This window comes from Citrobacter sp. Cb004 (assembly GCF_030337065.1).
Classification (GTDB): domain Bacteria; phylum Pseudomonadota; class Gammaproteobacteria; order Enterobacterales; family Enterobacteriaceae; genus Citrobacter; species Citrobacter braakii.
Genome location: NZ_JAOWCH010000055.1, coordinates 26,140 through 50,203 on the forward strand (window position 1 = coordinate 26,140; position 24,064 = coordinate 50,203).

Sequence of the window (24,064 nt, forward strand, 5' to 3'; positions counted from 1 at the left end):
AGGCGTTTGTGGAGGTGATGTATGTGCGAACTGCTCGGGATGAGCGCCAATGTGCCAACCGATATCTGCTTTAGCTTCACCGGGCTGGTTCAGCGCGGCGGAGGTACCGGGCCGCACAAAGACGGCTGGGGTATTACGTTTTATGAAGGTAAGGGTTGCCGTACGTTTAAAGATCCGCAACCCAGCTTTAATTCGCCTATCGCCAAACTGGTACAAGACTATCCCATCAAATCCTGTTCCGTGATTGCCCATATTCGTCAGGCGAATCGTGGCGAAGTGGCATTGGAAAACACCCATCCATTTACGCGTGAACTGTGGGGACGTAACTGGACGTACGCTCATAACGGACAGCTCAGCGGCTATAAATCGCTGGAAACCGGTAATTTCCGTCCGGTCGGGGAAACCGACAGCGAAAAAGCTTTCTGCTGGCTGCTCCACAAGCTGACTGAACGGTATCCGCGTACGCCTGGCAATATGACGGCAGTGTTTAAATATATCGCGATGCTGGCAGGAGAATTGCGTGAGAAGGGCGTCTTCAACATGCTGTTGTCTGACGGGCGTTATGTGATGGCTTTCTGCTCGACCAACCTGTTTTGGATCACCCGTCGTGCGCCGTTTGGCGTGGCGACACTGCTGGATCAGGATGTGGAAATCGATTTTAGCTCAGAGACCACACCCAATGATGTGGTCACTGTGATTGCCACTCAGCCGCTAACCGGCAATGAAACCTGGCAAAAGATTATGCCAGGCGAGTGGGCGTTATTTTGTCTCGGGGAGCGTATAGTTTGATGCCAGTTGCGGCTGAACCACTTCGTGACTCAATGGCTTGCTGATAACGTAACGGCCATCGACGACGGAAACGGTCGGTGGCTTACGCGTTTGTTCAAAGTAATCGTAGCCAGGCTTTAGCTGCGCCCAGAATTCTTTGTAATACGAGAACTTATGGCGCTGCATGTTGGCATCGGTCATGCGGAATGGATAAATGCTAACCTGCACGCTGGACTGCCCAAACACCAGTGCGCCGGTGACAAACTGGAAAATCTCATCAATGCCGTTGTCGGTCATTGCGTAGCAGCCGACGGAAACGCAGGCGCCGTGGATCATCAGGTATTTACCTTCATAACCGTGTGCGCGGTCGTAGGCGTTAGGGAAACCAATGTTAATCGCTTTATAAAAGCGGCTATCCGGTTTCAGCTGTCCGCGCTGTACGCTGTAAAACCCTTCCGGGCTTTTGAAATCGCCCTGACGCTGTTTCGGACCTAAGCCGCCGGAATAATTGCAGATCTTATAGCTGTCGAGCAATTGATACTGTTCGCCCATCTTGACGTAAAGATCCAGCGTTCGCTCTTCTTTGAAGATCTGGATATAGACGGGGGAGCCCATTAATTGCTGCTTATATTCTTTGCTGACAGGCGTAGTCGGGCTGCTGCTGCTCAGCAAACCGGCAAATGAAACGCACGGCAATAAAAGCATCGCAAGAAAAAATGCGATTTTACGCATACTGCTTATTCCTTGATAAAACGATTACACACGCCAGGACGGCAAAAAGAGTTCCCAAATCGGATAAATCTGGATCTGGAGCGCTCACATTATCACCCAGAGAGTTTTTCGCAAGTCTCTCGTGCGGCGTTTACACTTTAGATTTTCTTTATACGGAAAATTGTGCTTAAAGGCAGTCAGACACTGACGTATTTTGCGGGTTAGCGCACGTCATTAAGTCTTCTGAGTGCAGAATTCCTAATATATTGAATTTAAAAAATTAATAATTTAATAATCGAATATTAAAATGGAATGCCCGGCAATAGCGGTAGACTGCGGCGAACGTGTTTGATTAGGTAGTGTTGTTTTCATGTCTTTTGTCTCTGCGCCCCGACGCTTTTTGCCGGGTCTGCTGTCTTTGTGTGTTGTGTTGTCCTCGCCGTCTGTCGCCAAAGTTCAGCCCCTCTTATCTGACGCCCATTTAAGCTATGCGGCGCAATTACGCATGCGTAACCGCGCCCGGCTGCTGAAGCAGTACCACGCGCAGGTAAAAAAGCAGGCAAGTTATGTGGTAGAAGGTAATGCGCAAAGTAAAAGCGCGCTGCGCCAGCAAAACAGGACGCTGATTAAACAGCACCCGGAGTGGTTCCCGGGGCCACTAAAAGCGAGCGATCAGCGCTGGCAGGAGCTGGTTGAGAATGACCATTTTCTCAGTAGCGATCATCTGCACAACATAACCGAAGTGGCAATCCACCGTCTTGAACAGCAGTTAGGTAAACCCTATTTGTGGGGCGGGACCAGCCCGGAACAAGGCTTTGACTGTAGCGGGCTGATCTTTTATGCCTACAACAAAATTCTGGCAGCAAAATTGCCACGTACGGCGAATGAAATGTATCACTATCGGCGGGCGACCATCGTCGCTAATCGCGACCATCGTCGCTAATCGCGACCTTCGTCGTGGTGATTTATTGTTCTTTCATATTCACAGTCGGGATATTGCCGATCATATGGGCGTCTATTTGGGGCAGGGACAATTTATTGAATCGCCGCGTACGGGAGAAACGATTCGGGTGAGCAATTTATCCGATGACTTCTGGCAGGATCATTATCTCGGCGCTCGTCGTATTCTGACGGAAAATACCATTCTGTAATCAAAAAGGCGGTGCGAATGGCACCGCCTCGTCAGGGGTTAACTCAACGCCCCCATGATCTTTAATTCCAGCTCATCCGGAACTTCGTTATATGACAACACCTGTAAGCCTGGTGCAAACAGGCGCGCATAGCGCGCAAGCAGAGGACGTAGCTGCGGTGCGACCAGCAGTACCGGCTCTTTACCCGCGGCTTTCATCTGTTCTTTAATCTGCGGCATATTGGTCTGGAACTGATTCAGCATATTAGGATCGACCGGTACGCTATCGAGCACCACTTTGCCGCTTTGCTGAGCCTGATTCACTACATTAGCCAGCAGATTCTCCAGCTCATTATTCAGCGTGTAGACCGCCAGCTCATCTTTGCGCACAAACGGATGGGTAATGCTGCGACGGAGCGCCAGACGCACATCTGCCGTCAACAGAATATGATCTTTAGTGACGGCGCTACTGGCGACCAGTACGGTGGCAATGGTAACGATATCGCGCAGCGGCACGCCTTCGACCAGCAGCGCCCGATAAACCTTCAAGAGCTGGCTGTAATTCAGCGCCGCGCTCAGATCTTCCGCCAGACGGGGGGCCATCGAAGAGAGGCGGTTATGCAGTTGGGTAATATCATCGTAGTTAAACAGGTCGGGAATAAAGTTGCGAATGACCTTATTTACATGCGTCGCAATGACGCTGGCACTATCAATGACCTGATATCCCATATTTAGCGCTTTGGCTTTTTGCGCCGGGACAATCCACGTCACCGGCATACCATAGGCCGGATCGTGGCCTAAAACACCATCGATCTCGCCATACGTTTCACTGGAGGGCAGCGCCATCAACTTATCTGAGGGAATATCAGCCTCATCAGCCTTGATCCCATTGATAAAAATGGCGTACTGGGTCGGTTTTAGACGGAAGTTTTCGCGGATGCGAATTTCCGGGAGCAGCACGCCGTTAGTGTCTGAGATAACCTGCCGTACACCGCGAATACGTTGAGTGAGCGGATTCCCTTTGGATTTGTCTACCAGCGACACCAGCTTGTACCCCAGGCTCAGGCTGATTGGCTCGATCAAAGGGATAGTTTCCCAACTGACCTGTTGCTCAGTGGTTTCAACAATGGTTTTGGTCAGCGTCTCAAGATTTTTCTCTTCAGTTTCAGCCACCTTCGGGCGCTTGCTCATACGCCAGGCGGTGAAACCCATCAGGGCGCTGAACACCAGGAACGGGAAATGCGGCATTCCCGGTACCACCGCCAGTACAAACATAATGCTGGTGGCGGTATAAAGTACGGAGGGGCTGGCCAGCAGTTGGCTACGCACGTCTGTGGCGATATCACCGCTGTCGCTCACGCGAGTAACGATAATCGCTGCCGCCGTCGACAGCAGCAGAGATGGGATCTGGGCAACCAGACCGTCGCCGATGGTCATCAGTACGTATTGCTGGAATGCGGCTTCGGCGCTTAAATCGTATTTAAAAATACCGATACAGACGCCGCCTATCAGGTTGATGGCCAGGATCATCATCCCGGCGATGGCATCACCGCGCACGAACTTCGACGCACCGTCCATTGCGCCATAGAAATCCGCTTCGCCCGCCACATCTTTACGTCGCGCCTGCGCCTGGGCCTGATTAATCAGGCCTGCGTTCAGATCGGCATCGATCGCCATCTGCTTCCCGGGCATGGCGTCCAGCGTAAAGCGGGCCGAAACCTCGGAGATACGCTCGGCACCCTTGGTAACCACGATAAAGTTGATTGTGAACAGCGTCAGTAAAGCTGACCGCGAAAATATCGTGGCGGCGCTGCATGGTCAGTCAATCTTTAACGGTGGCGGTATGGCGCCGTTAAATAAGCTGGGCAAGCAACCGATAGCGCCGGGAGCGCAGAAGAAAAACGTCACGCGCAACAAACTCGATAAAACCGTCAACCCGCAGGAGACGGCGAAAATTACGGAAGAGAACGCGAAAAAGGCGCTGGATGTGAATGAAAAAGCGGTGCTGCTGAAACAAAAATCAGCCCGCGAATTGGGCGAACTGGCGACCGACATTAACGTTATTGCCCGCAATGCGCATATGGAAACTAACCTCGAGATGGAGATTGTTCCTCAGGGGCTGCGCGTACTGATTAAAGATGACCAGAATCGCAATATGTTTGAGCGCGGTAGCGCCAGGATTATGCCGTTCTTTAAATCGCTGCTGGTTGAACTGACTCCCGTGTTTGACTCGCTGGATAACAAGATAATCATCACCGGGCATACAGACGCGATGAGCTATAAGAGTAACATTTACAACAACTGGAACCTCTCCGGCGACCGCGCTTTGTCGGCGCGACGCGTGCTGGAGGATGCCGGAATGCCGCAGAATAAAGTCATGCAGGTCAGCGCGATGGCGGACCAAATGCTGCTGGATGCGAAAAACCCGGAAAGTGCCGGGAACCGTCGCATTGAGATCATGGTGCTGACGCAAAGCGCTTCCGATACGTTGTATCAATATTTTGGCCAGCAGGGAGAGAAGGTTGTGCAACCGCTGGTGGATAAGCTGGACAAGCAAAAGCAGGTGACTTCTTTACGTCAGCAATCTGCTCCCGTCACTCATTAATTCTGTTCCCGTCCCCCACGCAATGTGGGGGCAATTTATTCCTCAGGAAGGCAATGTGATAGATGTAACCCATATTATTCCATTGGAGATTCATACTGATAACGTCACTGATGTAGCCTGCCAGGGGGCGCATTTCGACAAGGTTTCAGGTATCTGGTACACCGAACCCCACGAGCTAAACGGGGCGCTTCGTGACTATGTCTACGACACCGACAATTTTAATATTGTCGCGCCGTACTATCTGGTGATTACCTCGAAGATGCACTGCTGGAGCTGCCACCAAATTACCCGCATCCATGGCGTGATGTTTACCCGCTTTATTAAGAAAAATCAGGATGGTCAGGGCTGGCAGTCGGTCAGGCGTAACAGCTTTTTGTTCCACATTAATTCTCTGCCTGAAGAGATAAAAAAGAACATCAAAGCCAGCAATTACTACCTCGATAAAAGTAAAACCACCGGGCTACGTTACTGGATGAATCACTGTGAAATTTGTGGTGAACGTCTGGGCGACTACGAACTTTTCTGCGTTGAAAATGATGCCTTCCGCCTGATGACAATCGAAAAACTGCTGCGGGCAAATGTTCGCAAAGTGAATAAACTGTTTGTCAGTACGGCGGGTAATCCCGCAGAACATACGAAAAAGGATATTGTGCGTTACCTGTGCGATGCCCGCTTCGTCATGAATGGTCCGGCGTAAGGAATAATCATACTTCTCACACTATAAAATACTGTATACTTAAACAGTGTTGTGGGAGGCGAGTAATGCGCAAAATCATACATGTTGATATGGACTGCTTTTTCGCAGCGGTGGAAATGCGCGATAACCCCGCTCTGCGTGACATTCCCATTGCCATCGGCGGCAGCCGGGAGCGCCGGGGGGTTATCAGTACAGCCAATTACCCGGCGCGCAAATTTGGCGTGCGTAGCGCGATGCCAACGGGAATGGCGTTAAAGCTATGCCCGCATCTTACCTTATTACCCGGTCGCTACGAGGCCTACAAAGAAGCCTCCCGCCAGATTCAGGCGATTTTCTCCCGCTATACCTCGCTGATTGAACCCCTGTCGCTGGATGAAGCCTATCTGGATGTAACCGACAGCACCCACTGCCACGGTTCTGCCACGCTGATCGCCCAGGAGATCCGCCAGACGATTTTTAACGAGCTGCAGCTAACCGCCTCCGCCGGGATTGCGCCGGTTAAATTTCTGGCAAAAATAGCCTCCGATCTCAACAAGCCCAACGGGCAATATGTAATTACCCCTGCCGATGTTCCTGAATTTCTCAAAACGTTACCGCTCGGCAAAATTCCCGGCGTCGGCAAAGTCTCCGCCGCGAAGCTGGAATCAATGGGATTGCGTACCTGCGAGGATGTTCAAAAATACGACCTGGCAATGCTGCTCAAACGTTTTGGTAAGTTTGGTCGCGTGCTGTGGGAGCGAAGCCAGGGCATTGACGAGCGGGACGTTAACAACGACAGACTGCGCAAATCCGTCGGCGTGGAGCGCACGCTGGCGGAAGATATTCATGAGTGGTCAGAGTGTGAGGCGATTATTGAGCGGCTTTATCCCGAACTGGAACGGCGTCTGGCCAAGGTAAAGCCGGATCTCCTTATCGCTCGCCAGGGGATAAAACTCAAGTTTAATGATTTTCAGCAGACCACGCAGGAGCACGTCTGGCCGCGCTTAAATAAAGATGACTTAATTGCGACGGCGCGTAAAACCTGGGAAGAACGTCGGGGAGGGCGAGGCGTGAGGCTGGTGGGATTACACGTCACGCTGCTGGATCCCCAACTGGAAAGACAGCTGCTGTTGGGGCTGTGACTCTGATGGATTGCCGGATAAGCGCAGCGCTATCCGGCATTTAGCGCAGAATCTTACTTCGCCGGAATCGACTTCAGCAGTTCAGTCAGCAGCGTCCAGTAGTGACCAACGCTTTCGATATGAACCTGCTCATCCGGGGAGTGCGGACCGGTGATGGTTGGCCCGATGGAAACCATGTCCATTTCCGGATACGGTTTCTTGAACAGGCCACATTCCAGACCGGCGTGAATGATCTGGATGTTTGGCGTTTTGTTGAACAGACGCTGGTAGGTTTCGCGAACCAGGTGCATAACCGGAGAGTTAGCATCCGGCTGCCAGCCAGGGTATCCGCCTTTGGCCTGGGTTTTCGCGCCAGCCAGTTTACCCAGTGAATCCAGCATGCTCACCACGTAGTCTTTACCGCTGTCGATCAGAGAACGGATCAGGCAGTGAATTTCAACGTTGTCGTCAGTCATGGTTACAACGCCGACGTTCAGGGAGGTTTCTACCACGCCTTTGGCTACGTCTGAGTTGCGGATAACACCGTTCGGGGTGGCGTTCAGCAGACGTACGAAGCTGTCGCGAGACTGAGTGGTCAGCGCGGCTTTGTCGTGAGTAACGGCATCCAGCAGCAGAGCTAGGTTCTTCTCTTTGGCTTCCAGTTCGTTTTTCAGGATTTCCTGGTAGGTGTTGACCAGCGCTTTTAACGCATCAACTTTATCTGCCGCCACGGCGAGGGTGGCAAAGGCTTCACGCGGAATCGCGTTGCGCAGCGTACCGCCGTTGAAATCAACCAGACGCAGATCCAGCTCTTCAGCGTGACCCGCCAGGAAGCGTACCAGCAGCTTATTAGCGTTACCGAGACCAACGTGGATTTCGCCGCCGGAGTGACCGCCTTTCAGGCCTTTCAACGTCAGCTTAAAGCTCTGGAAGCCAGCCGGGATTGCTTCACGGGACAGCGGCAGGTTAGAGGTAAAGTCGATACCGCCTGCGCAACCCATATAGATCTCACCTTCTTCTTCAGAGTCGGTGTTGATCAGAATATCTGCCTGCAGCCAGTTAGCCTGCAGACCAAACGCGCCATCCATACCTGCTTCTTCGGTCATGGTCAGCAGCACTTCAAGCGGACCGTGCACCACGTTGTCATCAGCCAGAACGGCCAGTGCGGACGCCATGCCGATGCCGTTATCCGCACCCAGCGTGGTGCCACGGGCTTTTACCCATTCGCCGTCAATATAAGGCTGGATAGGATCTTTAGTGAAGTCGTGCACGGTGTCGTTATTTTTCTGCGGGACCATATCCAGGTGCGCTTGCAGAACGACCGGCTTGCGGTTTTCCATTCCTGCGGTAGCGGGTTTGCGAATCAGGATATTACCGACCTGATCGCGCTCGACGTGGAAACCTTTCTCTTGGGCCCAGCTCAGAATGTGTTCAGCGAGCTGCTCTTCATGGTAGGACGGATGAGGAATAGAACAGATTTTGGCAAAAATATCCCACAGCGGTTGCGGGGATAACTGAGACAGTTCAGACACGTTGAGTCTCCTTGGCGATGTCCTACAAAACTTGCTTGCAGGCCACAGGGTTAGCAGAATTAAAAACATCACAAGTCAGGCTTGCGCGATGCGATTGAGAATACCACTTTCTCCGCTGACGGCTAGCATAAAGCATGCAAAAAGAGGCGCGGATTCCGCGAAACACTGGTTTTTAGTGCGTCAGATCTCTATAATCTCGCGCAACCTATTTCCCCCTCGAACACTTTTTAAGCCGTAGATAAACAGGCTGGGACACTTCACATGAGCGAAAAATACGTCGTCACCTGGGACATGTTGCAGATCCATGCACGTAAACTGGCAAGCCGCCTGATGCCTTCTGAACAATGGAAAGGCATTATTGCCGTTAGCCGTGGTGGTCTGGTGCCGGGCGCATTGCTGGCGCGTGAATTGGGTATTCGTCATGTCGATACCGTATGCATCTCCAGCTACGATCACGACAACCAGCGCGAACTGAAAGTGCTGAAGCGTGCCGAAGGCGACGGTGAAGGTTTCATCGTAATTGATGACCTGGTTGACACCGGTGGTACCGCCGTAGCGATCCGCGAAATGTACCCTAAAGCGCATTTCGTCACTATTTTCGCTAAGCCGGCAGGTCGCCCGCTGGTGAATGATTATGTTGTTGATATCCCTCAGGATACCTGGATTGAGCAGCCGTGGGATATGGGCGTAGTGTTCGTTCCGCCGATCTCGGGTCGCTAATCTAAAAAGTTTTCAACGCCCGCACTGTCGGGCGTTGTTCTTTTTGTGCTGTGTCAGGTTACACTATGCCTTAGTGAGTACTCATGGAGGCTGCAATCATGTCACAGGCTAACCTCAGCGAAGTCCTGTTTAAACCCCGCTTCAAACACCCTGAAACGTCAACGCTGGTTCGTCGTTTTAATCACGGCGCGCAGCCGTCCGTACAATCGACCCTGGATGGCAAAACCATCCCGCACTGGTACCGTATGGTGAACCGCCTGATGTGGATCTGGCGTGGCGTCGATCCGCGCGAAATCCTCGAAGTGCAGGCACGTATCGTGATGAGCGAAGCCGAACGCACCGATAAAGAGCTTTACGACACGGTTATCGGCTATCGCGGCGGAAACTGGATTTACGAGTGGGCGAAGCAGGCGATGGACTGGCAACAGAAAGCCTCTATGGAAGAGGATCCGCAGGTGAGCGGACGCCACTGGCTGCATGCTTCCACGCTCTACAACATCGCTGCTTATCCGCACTTAAAAGGCGATGAGCTGGCAGAGCAGGCGCAGGCTCTGGCCAATCGCGCCTATGAAGAGGCCGCACAGCGTCTGCCGGGCACGCTGCGTGAGATGGAATTTGCCGTTACCGGCGGCGCGCCGATTACCGGCTTCCTGCATATGCCAAAAGGCGACGGTCCGTTCCCGACGGTGCTGATGTGCGGTGGCCTCGATTCCATGCAAACGGATTATTACACTCTGTATGAGCGCTACTTTGCCCCGCGCGGTATTGCCATGCTGACGCTGGATATGCCGTCGGTCGGGTTCTCGTCAAAATGGAAACTGACCCAGGACTCCAGCCTGCTGCACCAGCACGTATTAAAAGCGCTGCCGAATGTTCCGTGGGTGGATCACACCCGTGTGGCGGCCTTCGGCTTCCGCTTTGGCGCCAACGTGGCGGTACGCCTGGCGTATCTGGAATCATCACGTCTGAAGGCGGTGGCCTGTTTGGGTCCGGTGGTTCATGCGCTGCTTAGCGACCCGCAGCGCCAGGCAAGCGTCCCGGAAATGTACCTTGACGTTCTGGCCAGTCGTTTGGGGATGCACGACGCATCCGATGAAGCGTTGCGCGTTGAGCTTAATCGCTATTCATTAAAAGTGCAGGGCCTGCTGGGCCGACGCTGCCCGACGCCAATGCTGTCGGGGTTCTGGAAAAACGATCCGTTTAGCCCGGAAGAGGAGTCGCGTTTAATCACTTCTTCATCTTCTGACGGTAAGCTGCTGGAGATTCCATTCAACCCGGTGTATCGCAATTTTGACAAAGGGCTGCAGGAAATAACCGGTTGGATCAATCAGAGATTGTGTTAAAAGTTTGCTAAATTTTATCGATTTGGTAAAACAGGTGCTTCACCTAAGGAGATCGTAATGACGTTACCGAGTGGGCATCCGAAAAGTAGATTGATCAAGAAATTCACCGCGCTTGGCCCGTACATCCGGGAAGGGCAGTGCGAAGATAATCGGTTTTTTTTCGATTGTCTGGCTGTTTGCGTCAATGTGAAACCCGCCCCAGAGAAACGCGAGTTTTGGGGCTGGTGGATGGAACTGGAGGCGCAGGAAAAACGCTTCACGTACAGCTACCAGTTTGGCTTGTTCGATAAAGACGGGAACTGGACTGCGGTACCGGTGAAAGAGACTGAAGTGGTAGAGCGACTGGAATACACCTTACGTGAATTTCATGAAAAATTACGTGGGTTGTTAACGTCGCTGAATCTGGCGCTGGAGCCTGCTGACGATTTTAACGATGAACCGGTTAAATTAACGGCATAATGAACAGTAAAATGCCGGATGGCGGCGCAACCCCATCCGGCATTTTTTTATGCTACATCAGAACTGATAAACCATACCGACAGCAACGATATCATCATTGTTGATGCCCAGTTTATTGTCGCTATCGAGCTGGTTGATTTTATAATCGACAAACGCGGACATATTTTTGTTGAAATAGTATGTTGCGCCAACGTCGATATAATTCACCAGATCCTCATTGCCTACGCCTTCAATATCTTTCCCTTTTGACAGCACATAACCCAGTGACGGACGCAGACCAAAGTCAAACTGGTACTGAACTACCGCTTCGAAGTTCTGTGTTTTATTGGCGAAGCCGCCGGAAATTGGCGTCATATTGCGCGTTTCAGAATAGAACGTCGCAATATAAATATCGTTTGCATCATATTTTAAACCGGTCGCCCAGGCTTCTGCTTTATCGCCTGTCCCGCGCGTTTGCAGATTCTGCTGGTTGGTACGATCGGAGTTGGTATACGCACCGCTCACCGCGAAATCGCTGCCGCCAAAGTCATAGGTAACGGAAGTACCAAAACCGTCGCCGTTTTGTTTTTTCACATCGCGGTCCTGATTTTTCCCCTGGTATTGCAGGGTGAGATCCAGACCATCCACGACGCCGAAGAAGTCGGTGTTACGGTAGGTCGCCAGGCCGCTGGCGCGTTTGGTCATAAAGTTATCGGTCTGCGCGGAGGAGTCGCCGCCGAATTCCGGGAACATATCGGTCCACGCTTCCACGTCGTACAGCGCGCCGAGGTTACGACCGTAATCAAACGAGCCAAGGTTTTTTAATTTCAGACCGGCAAAGGCCAGACGGGTTTTTTGCTGGTTTGAGTCGCTTTCGGCTTTATTGCCGGCGAACTCTGCTTCCCAGCGGCCATATCCCGTCAGTTCATCGTTAATTTGCGTTTCGCCTTTAAAACCTAAACGGATATAGCTCTGGTCGCCGTCTTTGCTGTCATAATCCGTCATGTAATGCATGGCTTTTACTTTGCCGTACAGGTCCAGTTTATTACCGTTCTTGTTATACACTTCCGCTGCCTGTACGGATGCCGACGCAGTAATACCCATCACCACTAATGCCAGAGTGCTCTTTTTCATTTTCATTCCTGATTAAAAGTACGCGCTAATATTCACTGGGTGTGATCCCCGTTAAAAGACAGGAGGGTTTTTAACGTCTGGTAATGAACGTTTTATGACAAAGTAAGAATATTTTTAAAAAAGGATGTTTTTTTGTTTCTGTAATAAATGCGTCAAAATCTGCCGCTACGCTTGCTGATCCTGCGCAATAAAATTTCATGCTTTGTGCGCTGGTTGTTGGCAACCGGGGCCAGTCCTGCTAAAACGTTCGTTTGATATCATTTTCCCCAATTTTGAATGGCAGAGAATCATGAGTGACAGCCAGACGCTGGTGGTAAAACTTGGCACCAGTGTGTTAACGGGCGGATCGCGCCGCCTGAACCGCGCCCATATCGTAGAACTGGTTCGCCAGTGTGCGCAGCTCCATGCCGCAGGGCATCGTATTGTTATCGTTACCTCGGGCGCGATTGCCGCCGGACGTGAGCATCTGGGTTACCCTGAGCTCCCGGCAACGATAGCCTCGAAACAGCTGTTGGCGGCGGTAGGGCAGAGCCGATTGATTCAACTATGGGAACAGTTGTTCTCGATTTACGGTATTCACATCGGACAGATGCTGCTAACGCGTGCGGATATGGAAGACAGAGAGCGCTTCCTTAACGCCCGCGATACGCTACGCGCGCTGCTGGATAACAACATCGTTCCTGTCATTAATGAGAACGACGCCGTAGCGACCGCCGAAATTAAAGTCGGTGATAACGACAACCTTTCAGCGCTGGCGGCGATTCTGGCCGGGGCCGATAAGCTGCTGCTGCTGACCGATCAGCAAGGGCTGTTTACCGCCGATCCGCGCACCAACCCGCAGGCTGAGCTGATCAAAGACGTTCACGGTATTGATGATACGCTGCGCGCCATTGCCGGTGATAGCGTCTCGGGTCTGGGAACCGGCGGTATGGGAACTAAACTGCAGGCCGCTGATGTTGCATGCCGCGCCGGGATTGACACCATTATTGCCGCAGGCAGCAAGCCGGGCGTAATTGGCGACGTGATGGAAGGCGTTTCCGTTGGGACGCGTTTCCATGCACAGGCCTCTCCGCTGGAGAACCGTAAACGCTGGATCTTCGGCGCACCGCCTGCCGGGGAAATTACCGTTGATGAGGGTGCGACCGCAGCGATTCTGGAGCGTGGCAGTTCATTACTGCCAAAAGGCATTAAAAGCGTGACAGGCAACTTCTCTCGTGGTGAAGTGATCCGCATCTGCAATCTCGAAGGGCGTGATATTGCCCACGGCGTTACCCGCTATAACAGCGATGCGCTGCGCCGTATTGCCGGACATCACTCACAACAGATCGACACCATCCTGGGCTACGAATACGGTCCGGTTGCTGTCCATCGCGACGACATGATTACCCGTTAAGGAACAGGCATATGCTGGAACAAATGGGCATTGCTGCCAAAGCTGCGTCATACAAGCTGGCGCTGCTCTCCAGTCGCGAAAAAAACCGCGTACTGGAAACGATAGCTGATGAGCTGGAAGCGCAAACGGAAAGCATCCTCAGCGCGAACGTACAAGATGTTGAGCAAGCGCGAGCCAACGGCCTGAGCGACGCGATGCTCGACCGCCTGGCGCTGACTCCGGCGCGTCTGAAAGCGATTGCCGACGATGTGCGTCAGGTATGTAATCTCGCCGACCCGGTCGGGCAGGTGATTGACGGCGGTCTGCTGGATAGCGGCCTGCGTCTCGAACGTCGTCGCGTTCCGCTGGGCGTGATTGGCGTGATTTATGAAGCGCGTCCAAATGTCACCGTTGACGTTGCTTCCCTGTGCCTGAAAACCGGTAATGCGGCGATCCTGCGCGGTGGGAAAGAGACGTACCGAACGAATGCTGCAACCGTGGCGGTTATCCAAAAGGCGCTGGAAGCCTGTGGTTTACCCGCTGCAGCCGTGCAGTCGATAGATAACCCGGACCGCGCGCTGGTCGCTGAAATGCTGCGTATGGATAAGTACATTGATATGCTGATCCCTCGCGGCGGCGCGGGTCTGCATAAGCTGTGCCGTGAGCAGTCGACTATCCCGGTCATCACCGGCGGCATTGGGGTCTGTCATATTTATGTTGATGATAGCGCGGAGATCGACCCGGCGCTGAAGATTATCGTCAACGCCAAAACCCAGCGTCCGAGCACCTGTAACACCGTAGAAACCCTGCTGGTGCATCAGGATATCGCTGCGCGTTTTCTGCCTGCGCTGAGCCAGCAGATGGCACAAAGTGGCGTCACGCTGCATGCCGACGACATCGCGCTGGCCACATTGCAGGCAGGGCCCGCTAACGTGGTTGCGGTGAAAGCCGAAGAGTATGACGACGAGTTTCTGTCGTTGGATCTGAACGTGAAAATCGTTACCGATCTGGACGATGCTATCACCCACATTCGCGAGCATGGGACCCAGCATTCCGATGCCATCCTGACGCGCACCCTGCGTAACGCCGATCGTTTCGTGAATGAAGTGGACTCTTCTGCCGTGTACGTTAACGCCTCTACTCGTTTTACCGATGGCGGCCAGTTCGGACTGGGGGCGGAAGTGGCAGTGAGTACGCAAAAACTGCACGCGCGTGGCCCAATGGGTCTGGAAGCACTGACCACCTATAAGTGGGTTGGCTTCGGTGACGACACGATTCGCGCGTAATTGAAAACGGGCGATGCCATAATAGGCCTATGATTTTCAGGTCTGTTAAGGCATTGCTCGGTTAATTCTACCTTTTACCCCGCTACCGCATTTGTTTTCTATCCTGTGTTTTATCATCATCCGCATCAGTCTGGTTTTTAGCCATGCGCTCCCTGGCGTTGAAAGACGACGTATCACAGAATTTTCCCTGCCAGCATGAATTTTCTGGGTCTGCGGCTCACGTATTGTTCCTATGGTCTAATCTATTAGAATCAGTCTCATTTTTATGAGGAGTAGTTGCGTGAAATCGGATATTCACAAACATAGCATTCCTGTTGTGCCACTCGGCAACCCGTTTCCCCCCCGCCATTGTTCACTGTGTCCAAAGGGCGCGGCGATTGATCGTGATAATCAATACCGATTAATAGACAAAAGAAGGAAGTTTAAAGCGGGGGAGATACTCGCCCGGCAGGATGGAGCCGCGGACATGCTTTTTGTTATTCACGAGGGGTACTGCACGTCCAGCGTGGAATGTGGTGATAACGATTTTATCAGTCGCTTTTATGTTCCGGGAGACATCATGGCGCTGGATGCTGTTGAGGGGGGGAAGTATCTGACAACGATCAAGGCTGCAACGGCTGCGGAGGTATGTCATATCGATATTGCGCGGTTGTTCAAGGCAGCAGAAAAGGAGCCGTCGGTTGCAGCGGCAGTCATCAAGTTTCTCTGCAGGGACAATGGATTCATTGTTGAAAAACTACGGCGTTATGCCAATAAACATGCTGAGGCCAGAATCGCCGCTTTCCTCGTGGAGTTTTACGAAATGCATTTACGTATTGGCAGGCCAGAAACGACGCTTCGCTTGCCATTCTCGCGGGAGGAAATTGCCAGTTATCTCGATCTTAAAATTGAAACCGTTAGCCGCTCATTAAAATCCCTCGAACATCAAAAGTTGATTAGCTTACATCGGGTCCGTACGGTAACAATTAATAGTTATTTGGGGTTAAAAGGTTTCAGCTAACGCTATCTTTGCCGTGCGTTATTTATCTCTTGATATTCCAGGAATATTCATTTTATATAGAAAATTCCTGGTTTTATTTATGTGGAATAATTATCAATTCGAATGATAATCCTACAGGTCAGCGCTATTTTTATAAGAATATTCCCCCTTAAATAAATATTTCATGAGAATTTTCTTGTGAAGTTAAAAAATTAGCATGATTGCAACAAATAATAAACATTATAGAGAGAGTATGTGGATGTTAATTATCTTTATGTTTTTTAAGGGTTTTACTCCTGGGCTATTTGTATGATCTTTTTGATATTTATCAAAAACTTAAAAAAGATGAATTGTTTGGTTTTTATTGTTTGAGTGGATAATAATTCTAAAAATGTACATATTTTAAGTAATTATATCTTAGGAAACTTCTTAGATAATGTTTTTTATAGGAAAATTCTTAGTTTTTTGTAATTTTTACGTTTTAGGGTTTGTTGAGATGTTACTTAATCCAAATGATAATTTTCTGGCGCGGCAATTCTGGCTCGCAATTAATGGAACCGCTGGAGTGACTTAATAATAAGACTCGGTGGTGAGTTTGTTCTTAGGAGAAGATAAAATGAAAAAAATATTATTAGTAACATCTCTGGCTTCTGTATTTGTTGCAGCAAATGCAATGGCAGATGTTACTGCTTCTGCAACAGCCTCGTGGGACGCGACGGCAACGAAAGATACCACCAGCATGTTGGTTGTCACCCCGCTGAACTCTTTAACTTTCCAGTATGCTGAAGGGCTGAATGCCTTCAACTCTCAGGACGGTGCTTTTGATGTGACGATTCAGGGTCAGGAGACGGCAACTGATTTTGAACTGACTGCTCAGATTATTAGTAACACTCTGATCAACGCCAGTGGTGATGCTTCTACCCTGAACGTAGGGGTGGCATGGAATGGCACTGCGCTGACTAATTCATCAGATACTGTCCTTGTTAACTCCAGCTCCACTTCTGGTCTTGAAAGCTTGATGGCTGATGGCGCTTATAACGGTGCGGATCGTGTCAGCGATCAATCCAACTTCAAATTCACCATCGCGTCAGCGACTTCTGATGGTAGTCAGACAGTAGCAGATTACTCTGCACTGCCAGACGGCTATTGGACTGGCGATGTAAAAGTACAGTTCAATGCAACCTGGACGACTCCGTCTGCCTAAGTAATAAAAAATTCGGGAGAATTTTTTCTCCCGAATTTATCAGGAATGGTGTCATGAAAAAATATTTACCGGCAGCGATGTTGGTAGGGTTAGTAGCATCTTTTCCCGGATGGGCAATTAATGTTGGTGAAATCACATCGATCATGACTTCTGCTGAGAGTTCATTATCGAAAGAAATTATCAATACGACAGATGCGGCGCGTTATGTCAGTGTTTCGGTAAAACAATTGTCATCACCTTTGGCGGGGGGAATCGAAATAAAGCCCGTTAATTCCGGAGAACTACTCTCTACACCTGCCAATCTTATTCTTCCAGGTCAGGCGAAGGATGTTTTTCGTTTCTTTTATAAAGGACCTGCAGATGATGTCGAGCGTTATTATCGTCTGCAATGGATAGATGAGCCGGTCACCGAGAGCGCGGAAACCCGGGCGAATAAAATGGCTGTTGCAACAGCGTCGGCTGAAATTGGCACTATCCTGGTAGTCGCGCCGCGCAAGGAGCGTTTTGAATATAGCCGAAATGGCGATGTTATTACCAATACCGGCAATGTTTCGTTTCGTGTGATCGCCTATGGGGCTTGTAAAGATAAGGCTCGCGATCGGGGACGAGGCTGTCGCGAACGTTATTACATTATGCCGGGTACAAAAATAAAATTACAGTTTACCGACATTAGTAATAGCCGTTCACGCATCGGTATCTGGCACGGTAAGCAGTTTATTACAGTGAAGTGATGGTCAATAGCAGGGATAAATAAAATTACCGGAATGTAAGGATGCAGATGACAACAACAAATATTGTCGGCGGTAGCATTTGTCTTTTTCTTGCGCTGACACCAGAATTTTCACATGCAGCCCCAGTAAAAGTGGGTAATTACGTTATCCCCAGCGCTTTCGCCCGTTCACTGGAGCAGGGAATGACGGTGCCGGTATATATTCGTTACAACGAGACTGACGAGAAAAGTCAGCAAAAAGTTGCCGATGCGGTGATTTCCCTTGTTGATGGCAATATTACGGTTAAAGCCCTGACTCTTGCTGAATTGCCCAATAATGCCGTGTTATCTGGAAAAACCCGCGCGTTGGTGGAAAAAATTCGTGATGTGAAGTTTCACGATAACACCAATATCGAGCTATCGAATGATGCACGTCTGCAACTCAACGTCTCCTCATTTCACCTGGAGATGATTGTCAGCAAAGATGCGTTAACTGAAGCGATTGTCGCACGTAGCAGCCTGCTTGGACCTTCCAGCGTGGAGACTCTCTCTAACGTCCTGAACTATAACTTTGGCACCTACTACAACGATTATCATAACGGCAGCAGTACCCGCAGCTATCTGACGATGGACAATACAACATCGCTGCGTGAACACCATGTCAACATTAACGGTTCGTTTTACGGCATAGGCGACAGCAACAGCACCAGTAAACTCTATCGCGCGATGTATGAGCGTGATTATGACGGATATCGACTGGCGCTCGGGATGCTCGACACCTGGAATGTCCAGTCTATTGCCAGCCTGAATGCGCTGAATGGTGGGAAAATTTACGGCGTAAGCTACGGAAACAAAGGAAGTACGGTTGTTGAGAATACCTCGCTTTCGCTCACGCCAATTACCGTATTTTTGCCAGCCGCTGGCGAGGTTCATGTATTTCGTGACGGGCGTTTGCTCAGCGTACAGAACTTTAATATGGGCAGTTATGAAATTGATACCAGTCGTTTCCCGTATGGTGTTTATGATGTCACGGTAGATATCGTGGTCAATGGCCGGACAATTAATAGTCGTATCAGTCGGGTTAATAAAATCTTTGCCCGCCAGCAGGCTGCCGGAATTGATCAGCTCTCATGGCAACTGTTTGGTGGCTCACTGGATTATGACCGTGTGAGTTATAAGCGAAACCACTATCAGGATTTAGGCAATGAGCAGACCTGGATTGCCGGCGGTGCCGCATCGGTGACGCTGGCGATATTGTCGGGGCTGGGCCTGAAATCTACGCTCTACGGTTTTGGAAACAATACGGTTAATGAAACGGATGTTACGCTCAATGTGAATGAATACGTAAGCATTGGCAATCAGATGCTGGTAGCGAACGATTCGTCATGGCGAAACATCAGTAATATCAATCTCAATATCCCCGAGGGATATGGTTCCCTTTGGGCATCTCGTGAAGACAGTAAAATTGGCGACCGTCTGCCCATGCAGGAGCGTGACAATTATTCCATTGGTGGCACTCTTAACCTCGGAAAGTTTATTCCTCATGGCGGCTCGCTTACCGTGAGTCAGACGGAGAATCGCTACTCGGGAAATAAATACCGTAACCTGGACTACAGCACGAACCTTTATTCAGGCAAGTATGCCACGGTTGGGTTGCGCGCAGGTATTCAGCGTTATTACTACAACAACCGGAATGACGATGGGCGACAGGAACGTTATGTCAGCCTGGATTTATCGTTGCCGTTGGCGTCCTGGATGAGCATGGGCGTCTCCCGGGATCGCTATGGCAGCACTCAGGGTAATCTCAGCGCGCGCAAGCAGTATGCTGAAGGCCCCATTAAATCGGTCGGATTGTCGGCTTCGACACGCCTGAGTGGCGAGCAGTATTACGACAATAATTACTCGGTAAACGGCAATCTGAGTTATGACACGAAATATAACGCCGGCACCGTATCGGTAACGCGTTCTGCGGACAACTCCACCAATATGAACTTCTCTTCTCAAGGTTCCCTGGCGTGGGCAGGAAAAGATTTCGGTCTGAGTAAAGAGAGGCAAAGGTCAGGCATTATTGTGAAAACCGATTTGACCGGCGAAGGGAAACTGGCTGCGAAGATTAATAACCGAAATTATCTTCTCAGCGGTAAATCAAATTTCATTGCACTGCCGCCTTATGCTCAGTACAAGCTGGAGATCCTCAATGATAAAAACTCTGAAGACAGCTTTGATATTGTTTCAGGGCGCAAACAGGAACTGACGCTATATCCGGGTAACGTGGGTGTTATCAACCCTGAAGTGAAAAGTATGGTCACCGTATTCGGGCGTATTCGTTATCCCGATGGGCAGTTAGCTGCAAACACCGATATTCATAATCACATCGGTAAAACGCGTACGGATGAAAAAGGGGAGTTTGCTATCGATATCGATAAGAAGTATCCAGTCATCACGTTAATTTCAGCCAATGGCAGCCTATGCGAAGCCGATCTCGATTTGGAAAAAGCACGCGGCGCAGCGTGGGTTGGTGATGTGAAATGTGCCACGCAAACCACGATGGCGCAGAGGTAATAAAATGAAAGTATTAATTAAAGTAGCTACTGTAATCTGTGCCGTGGGGAGTTTCACGCCTGCGCCTGCTTTGGCTTTAAATGCAGTATCTTCCGGCTCAGTCAGTAATAACTATTTGTTTATTGAAAATGCCATTGATAGTGAATACTTTATCACCCCCTCCGCACTCGATCCGCGTTTCAGCGGTTCAAACACATGGATAAAATACGGTACCTCTCAGGTGAGTCTCGGGTATTTAGGTTTTGTCATCTGGACTGCGCCAGGAAATTATTATCAGGACATGTGGATTGATAATTCCCCGATTAACGGGCCTTTTCGGGGGATCCGTTGTTATAGCGGCAGCCAGTGTCCATCAACTGGATTTATTGCCGGGCAAGGCACTGATAAAAACGGCTTTTATCATGCGCAGGTAGGATCTGTCGCAGGCGTTATTGGTGGCGCCTACGGATTCGCTTCCCTGACGGATACTGCCTATGAGTACTTTCGCAATGTGCCTACCGGTAGCAGCGAAACCTATGTGTTCAACCGTTGTTATACTTCCGTGGATTATGATTATTCTTCCGGGCAACGTTGCAAAGATCAATCGAAAGGATTATGGAATTACGTCAATTATACGTTAACCAAACGTGGTCATCTGTCACTGGTATCGACTAATGCATTTCAGGAACTTTGGGTTGCCAGCGACGGTACGCCGAGCATCACCAAAGACTCTGGTTATTGCGAGCTTGGCGTGGTAGGCAGAGAAGACGGCGTGATTTGCAAAATGGTAAATTATAACCTGCAACAAACCGCCAATCTGACCGCCTCTCTGACGTTTCGCGCTTATGTCGACACGGCGATGCTTGGTTTTACGCCTGGACCGGCCACCGTGAAATACTCCGGGAATGGTTCAAACTGGTATAACTATGGTACTTCAACTGCTTATTACAACGTTTTCACGACCTCTGGAGAGTACATATATATTTTTCTGTCAAAGGTATTCCTGAAAAAACTCGTCGATTCAGGAATCAGCATTACTAACACTCAACCGTTTACCTTCGGTTTTTATAATGGCTTAACACCTGAGTCAGGGCACTACCAGTTTACGCCTTCGCTACAGATCAATATTGTGCCGAAGGAGTATGGGATCAGTATCGTCTCTTCAGACAACACCGCTTCTGCGAGCGGCAGTGGCACGATTGGCGACGCCGCTCCTATAGAAATAGATTACACCGTGACAGTCTCCGGTCCTCGTCAGGCTGATAGCATTACCGCGCAAGTTATCGGAGAAAGTACGACGATAAACAGTGTGCCTTACTGTCTGTTTACCTCCCCTCAAGGCGGGCTGTCAGTCCCAATCCCCGCTTTTCTGCAGTACAACAGTCAGTCGGGGGGCGTGGTGAAGAAACGAAATAGCTGTAGTGAAGCAGCAATCAATATGAGCGATGCGCAGTGGCAACAGACGCCCTGGGACGCAAATAACAATGATGATGGAAGCTATTATGCTACTGATTTGAAACTGCTTTTCCCAATGAATGATTCACGGTCGATGTTAACTGTTTCCGGAACAGATTGGGAAGGTGTTGTCAGTGCCAGTGGAGAGATAAAAGTCACGGCGAATTGGGTGGGAGTGACGCCATGAACCGCTGCCGTTTGGTGTTTAGATGGGTATTTATCTTACTTTCCGGGTTGACTATATTCTCCGCACAGGCTGTCTACCTGGAGTCGACCATTTATGAGATGCCATCGGATAAATTATTTATCAGCAAACGGATCTATAACGATAGCCAGAAACAGAATTTGTACAGTATTGGCGCAGTAAAAATTGATAAGCCCGGACCGGGAGGTGAAAACAGAAGTGCCATTGCTGAAGGCGAACTTCTGTTTACGCCGCTGAATTTTTCACTGGCTCCGCAGGCGAGTGAGTTTTTTAAGATTTTCTACCGTGGACCGCAGGATGATAAAGAACGCTATTACCGAATTCTATTTCGTGAAATGCCGATAACGCTGTTTACCGAGCGTAATCAAGGGAAAGGAGGGCAGGCTCTCCCGGTGATCGCTATGGACACCATATTGGTTGTTCGCCCGAGAAAAATGAATCTGGCCTACACCATTGATGAGGCAAACGGAACACTGAAAAACACCGGGAATACTTTTTTTAAAATCATCGTACACCTGGGGTGCAACTCAACCGATGATGAAGCCACCATGCGTTATGTGTTGCCGGGTGAAACCTGGCGTAGTAGCGAATTGAAATCAAAAAACCGGAAATTTATCGTTGCATTGCAGAAATACATACCAGTAGGTCAGGGGTGCTTCAAACTCAATCAATAGTAAGCATTAATTCTGATCCGATATGTCATGGTTAGATATCGAACCTATACTGTAACTGTCTTTATACAATGCAGTAATCAGCTCGGCACAGATGAAATTTTAGTCATTTGCACTCAACGTCACGGTAATTAAGAGTCAGGTAGTATGAACAGTATAATTAATGAACAGGTTGAGTATGATTCCACCAGAAAAAGCCTGAAACATCGCGATACGACAATAATTCTTTCGGCATCTACCGCGAGACTACTTGAGCTATTCATTGCCCATAAAAATCAACAAGTCCACCGCGAGTTTATCATTGAAGAAGTGTGGAAAAAGCATGGCATGGCCCCATCGGGTCATAGTCTTAATAAAAGCATCAGTATTTTGCGAAAAGCATTTAGTGAGCTGGGGGCGGGTAATCCCATTGAAACGCTGCCCCGGCAGGGATTTTTGTTCCATGCTTCGATCAGCGGTGAATCGTCATCTTCCTGTGAAGATGAAACTGTGCGTTCGGTAACTGAGACGGTGAACTCATCCGTAAGACCAAAACGTAAAAATATTATTCTTTTCATTTTATTATTTGCATTTCTTGGAAGCGCCATATTTATCTTTTCAGCTCTTAATTCAAGATCCAAAAATTTTATCTATATCAGGGCAATAGATGATTGTGAACTTTATACTGCCGATGACAATAATGCTGATAAAACAAAAGCATTTTTATCTTCTGATATGTGGCGAAAAGTAAATGCGGCTTGTCATGATGGCAAGAAAACAATTGTTTTTTATGATGATAATAATTTATCAGCCGGCAATGATCTTAGAGTGAATTTGCTTGGGGTTTGTACGTTAGAGAAAGGAGGGGTTGTCCGTGAATGTGAAAATTTTGTTTATTAGTGGGGCAATCTTTCTTGCAGCGATAACAGCATATTTTTTATATCGCCATCAAGAACCTGAGACGCTGACCTGCTCGGCAAAAACTTACCTGCATCTGGAGGCGCAAACTCAGGGGGTAAAAATTGAAGGTGAAGTTCTGCTGGTTTTTCGTATTTCTTCTGCTACCGAAGGGCGGGTATCTCAGGTAGGAAGCCTCAATATTCAGGGTGAAAATTATGCTGTAGATCGTAATGTTATCCTGAATTTTATTGGTAAAGATCGTGATGGTTACCTGCAGACCCGTCGTGTAGCTATTGTTAAAAATAAAAATGATAATGTTCCTGATGACGTTACCGAACAACTCATGTCACGACAGGAAATTTTTTATTATAAGATCATCCATATCGCCAAAAATGTCTATGCGATCAGAGATCTGCGACGTACGTTAATGGTTTGTCGGGCAGCATAAGTAACAATAATATGTTATCCTTACGGTTTTAGTAGTTTTATATTTTGTCGTTTTTAGTGTTCATGGTTTTTTATTTTGTCTTACAGTGAAAATGAGCAATAGGATTTGTATTGATGAAGAATTAGGATTTTTCCTTTT

General features: G+C 49.5%; 20 protein-coding genes and 2 pseudogenes. 18 read left to right on the forward strand and 4 right to left on the reverse strand.

The window, feature by feature from the left end; all coding sequences use genetic code 11:
• Positions 1–21: 21 nt before the first annotated feature.
• On the forward strand, positions 22–789 hold the full coding sequence (locus OGV65_RS10800) for a class II glutamine amidotransferase (RefSeq protein ID WP_016151816.1): 768 nt from the start codon (positions 22–24) through the stop codon (positions 787–789).
• Here the strand turns inward: OGV65_RS10800 and dpaA are convergent.
• Positions 760–1,500, reverse strand: coding sequence for a peptidoglycan meso-diaminopimelic acid protein amidase (gene dpaA, locus OGV65_RS10805; RefSeq protein ID WP_016151817.1), 741 nt, complete (start codon positions 1,498–1,500; stop codon positions 760–762). The genes OGV65_RS10800 and dpaA overlap by 30 nt on opposite strands.
• Before the next feature lie 349 nt (positions 1,501–1,849).
• Here dpaA and OGV65_RS10810 point away from each other — a divergent pair.
• A pseudogene (locus tag OGV65_RS10810) lies at positions 1,850–2,630 on the forward strand (C40 family peptidase).
• Between the two features lie 38 nt (positions 2,631–2,668).
• Here OGV65_RS10810 and OGV65_RS10815 read toward each other — a convergent pair.
• Positions 2,669–4,387, reverse strand: a pseudogene (locus tag OGV65_RS10815) (flagellar biosynthesis protein FlhA); the annotation flags it as partial.
• Between OGV65_RS10815 and lafU the strand changes: the two are divergent.
• From lafU to dinB, 3 genes are all read left to right on the forward strand, one after another.
• Positions 4,299–5,213 (forward strand): putative lateral flagellar export/assembly protein LafU, encoded by a 915-nt coding sequence (gene lafU, locus OGV65_RS10820; protein ID WP_071600315.1) that lies wholly within the window; start codon positions 4,299–4,301, stop codon positions 5,211–5,213. The pseudogene OGV65_RS10815 and the gene lafU overlap by 89 nt on opposite strands.
• 55 nt (positions 5,214–5,268) lie before the next feature.
• Positions 5,269–5,910: a hypothetical protein gene (locus OGV65_RS10825; protein ID WP_016151861.1), complete on the forward strand. Its 642-nt coding sequence runs from the start codon at positions 5,269–5,271 to the stop codon at positions 5,908–5,910.
• A gap of 65 nt (positions 5,911–5,975) precedes the next feature.
• Positions 5,976–7,031, forward strand: a complete 1,056-nt coding sequence (dinB, locus tag OGV65_RS10830) for a DNA polymerase IV (protein ID WP_016155765.1) — start codon at positions 5,976–5,978, stop codon at positions 7,029–7,031.
• Positions 7,032–7,084: 53 nt separating this feature from the next.
• Here dinB and pepD read toward each other — a convergent pair whose 3' ends face one another.
• The gene (gene pepD, locus OGV65_RS10835) at positions 7,085–8,542 is read right to left on the reverse strand and encodes a cytosol nonspecific dipeptidase (RefSeq protein ID WP_016151863.1); all 1,458 of its coding nucleotides are present in this window, start codon (positions 8,540–8,542) and stop codon (positions 7,085–7,087) included.
• A 261-nt stretch (positions 8,543–8,803) separates the two neighbouring features.
• On the opposite strand from pepD, the gene gpt reads away from it, so the two are divergent.
• From gpt to crl, 3 genes are all read left to right on the forward strand, one after another.
• Complete coding sequence (gene gpt, locus OGV65_RS10840; protein ID WP_003031380.1) at positions 8,804–9,262, forward strand: xanthine phosphoribosyltransferase; 459 nt, start codon at positions 8,804–8,806, stop codon at positions 9,260–9,262.
• Positions 9,263–9,360: 98 nt separating this feature from the next.
• The gene (frsA, locus tag OGV65_RS10845) at positions 9,361–10,605 is read left to right on the forward strand and encodes an esterase FrsA (protein ID WP_016155767.1); all 1,245 of its coding nucleotides are present in this window, start codon (positions 9,361–9,363) and stop codon (positions 10,603–10,605) included.
• A 57-nt stretch (positions 10,606–10,662) separates the two neighbouring features.
• A complete protein-coding gene (crl, locus tag OGV65_RS10850; RefSeq protein ID WP_016151866.1) occupies positions 10,663–11,064 on the forward strand; it encodes a sigma factor-binding protein Crl in 402 nt (133 codons plus the stop codon).
• 57 nt (positions 11,065–11,121) lie between these two features.
• On the opposite strand, the gene phoE is transcribed toward crl, so the two are convergent.
• The gene (gene phoE, locus OGV65_RS10855) at positions 11,122–12,177 is read right to left on the reverse strand and encodes a phosphoporin PhoE (RefSeq protein ID WP_016151867.1); all 1,056 of its coding nucleotides are present in this window, start codon (positions 12,175–12,177) and stop codon (positions 11,122–11,124) included.
• 289 nt (positions 12,178–12,466) lie between these two features.
• On the opposite strand from phoE, the gene proB reads away from it, so the two are divergent.
• From proB to OGV65_RS10905, 10 genes are all read left to right on the forward strand, one after another.
• A complete protein-coding gene (gene proB, locus OGV65_RS10860) occupies positions 12,467–13,570 on the forward strand; it encodes a glutamate 5-kinase (RefSeq protein WP_165408485.1) in 1,104 nt (367 codons plus the stop codon).
• Between the two features lie 11 nt (positions 13,571–13,581).
• Complete coding sequence (proA, locus tag OGV65_RS10865) at positions 13,582–14,835, forward strand: glutamate-5-semialdehyde dehydrogenase (RefSeq protein ID WP_103765891.1); 1,254 nt, start codon at positions 13,582–13,584, stop codon at positions 14,833–14,835.
• Positions 14,836–15,115: 280 nt separating this feature from the next.
• Positions 15,116–15,835 carry a Crp/Fnr family transcriptional regulator gene (locus OGV65_RS10870; RefSeq protein WP_047498426.1) on the forward strand — a complete coding sequence of 240 codons (720 nt, stop codon included), beginning with the start codon at positions 15,116–15,118 and terminating at the stop codon, positions 15,833–15,835.
• A gap of 595 nt (positions 15,836–16,430) precedes the next feature.
• Positions 16,431–17,018 (forward strand): common pilus major fimbrillin subunit EcpA, encoded by a 588-nt coding sequence (ecpA, locus tag OGV65_RS10875; protein WP_046276283.1) that lies wholly within the window; start codon positions 16,431–16,433, stop codon positions 17,016–17,018.
• A gap of 53 nt (positions 17,019–17,071) precedes the next feature.
• Positions 17,072–17,749, forward strand: coding sequence for an EcpB family pilus assembly chaperone (locus OGV65_RS10880; RefSeq protein ID WP_046276284.1), 678 nt, complete (start codon positions 17,072–17,074; stop codon positions 17,747–17,749).
• A 47-nt stretch (positions 17,750–17,796) separates the two neighbouring features.
• A complete protein-coding gene (locus tag OGV65_RS10885; protein WP_286454940.1) occupies positions 17,797–20,289 on the forward strand; it encodes a CS1-pili formation C-terminal domain-containing protein in 2,493 nt (830 codons plus the stop codon).
• Between the two features lie 4 nt (positions 20,290–20,293).
• A complete protein-coding gene (locus OGV65_RS10890; protein WP_103765893.1) occupies positions 20,294–21,910 on the forward strand; it encodes a fimbrial adhesin EcpD family protein in 1,617 nt (538 codons plus the stop codon).
• Positions 21,907–22,602: a fimbrial biogenesis chaperone gene (locus OGV65_RS10895; protein WP_103765894.1), complete on the forward strand. Its 696-nt coding sequence runs from the start codon at positions 21,907–21,909 to the stop codon at positions 22,600–22,602. The genes OGV65_RS10890 and OGV65_RS10895 overlap by 4 nt, the downstream gene beginning before the upstream one ends.
• Before the next feature lie 144 nt (positions 22,603–22,746).
• Positions 22,747–23,478, forward strand: a complete 732-nt coding sequence (locus OGV65_RS10900; RefSeq protein WP_047498183.1) for a winged helix-turn-helix domain-containing protein — start codon at positions 22,747–22,749, stop codon at positions 23,476–23,478.
• Positions 23,453–23,926 carry a FidL-like protein gene (locus tag OGV65_RS10905; protein ID WP_131405640.1) on the forward strand — a complete coding sequence of 158 codons (474 nt, stop codon included), beginning with the start codon at positions 23,453–23,455 and terminating at the stop codon, positions 23,924–23,926. The genes OGV65_RS10900 and OGV65_RS10905 overlap by 26 nt, the downstream gene beginning before the upstream one ends.
• Positions 23,927–24,064 lie beyond the last annotated feature (138 nt).

What these genes read in the sequence shown, in the direction of transcription:
- OGV65_RS10890 (WP_103765893.1), top strand. Translation starts at nt 20,294, where the DNA reads ATGAAAGTATTAATTAAAGTAGCTACTGTAATCTGTGCCGTGGGGAGT.
- OGV65_RS10900 (WP_047498183.1), top strand. Translation starts at nt 22,747, where the DNA reads ATGAACAGTATAATTAATGAACAGGTTGAGTATGATTCCACCAGAAAA.
- dinB (WP_016155765.1), top strand. Translation starts at nt 5,976, where the DNA reads ATGCGCAAAATCATACATGTTGATATGGACTGCTTTTTCGCAGCGGTG.
- dpaA (WP_016151817.1), bottom strand. Translation starts at nt 1,500, where the DNA reads ATGCGTAAAATCGCATTTTTTCTTGCGATGCTTTTATTGCCGTGCGTT.
- lafU (WP_071600315.1), top strand. Translation starts at nt 4,299, where the DNA reads ATGGCGTCCAGCGTAAAGCGGGCCGAAACCTCGGAGATACGCTCGGCA.
- gpt (WP_003031380.1), top strand. Translation starts at nt 8,804, where the DNA reads ATGAGCGAAAAATACGTCGTCACCTGGGACATGTTGCAGATCCATGCA.
- frsA (WP_016155767.1), top strand. Translation starts at nt 9,361, where the DNA reads ATGTCACAGGCTAACCTCAGCGAAGTCCTGTTTAAACCCCGCTTCAAA.
- proA (WP_103765891.1), top strand. Translation starts at nt 13,582, where the DNA reads ATGCTGGAACAAATGGGCATTGCTGCCAAAGCTGCGTCATACAAGCTG.
- OGV65_RS10800 (WP_016151816.1), top strand. Translation starts at nt 22, where the DNA reads ATGTGCGAACTGCTCGGGATGAGCGCCAATGTGCCAACCGATATCTGC.
- phoE (WP_016151867.1), bottom strand. Translation starts at nt 12,177, where the DNA reads ATGAAAAAGAGCACTCTGGCATTAGTGGTGATGGGTATTACTGCGTCG.
- proB (WP_165408485.1), top strand. Translation starts at nt 12,467, where the DNA reads ATGAGTGACAGCCAGACGCTGGTGGTAAAACTTGGCACCAGTGTGTTA.
- OGV65_RS10885 (WP_286454940.1), top strand. Translation starts at nt 17,797, where the DNA reads ATGACAACAACAAATATTGTCGGCGGTAGCATTTGTCTTTTTCTTGCG.
- ecpA (WP_046276283.1), top strand. Translation starts at nt 16,431, where the DNA reads ATGAAAAAAATATTATTAGTAACATCTCTGGCTTCTGTATTTGTTGCA.
- OGV65_RS10880 (WP_046276284.1), top strand. Translation starts at nt 17,072, where the DNA reads ATGAAAAAATATTTACCGGCAGCGATGTTGGTAGGGTTAGTAGCATCT.
- crl (WP_016151866.1), top strand. Translation starts at nt 10,663, where the DNA reads ATGACGTTACCGAGTGGGCATCCGAAAAGTAGATTGATCAAGAAATTC.
- OGV65_RS10895 (WP_103765894.1), top strand. Translation starts at nt 21,907, where the DNA reads ATGAACCGCTGCCGTTTGGTGTTTAGATGGGTATTTATCTTACTTTCC.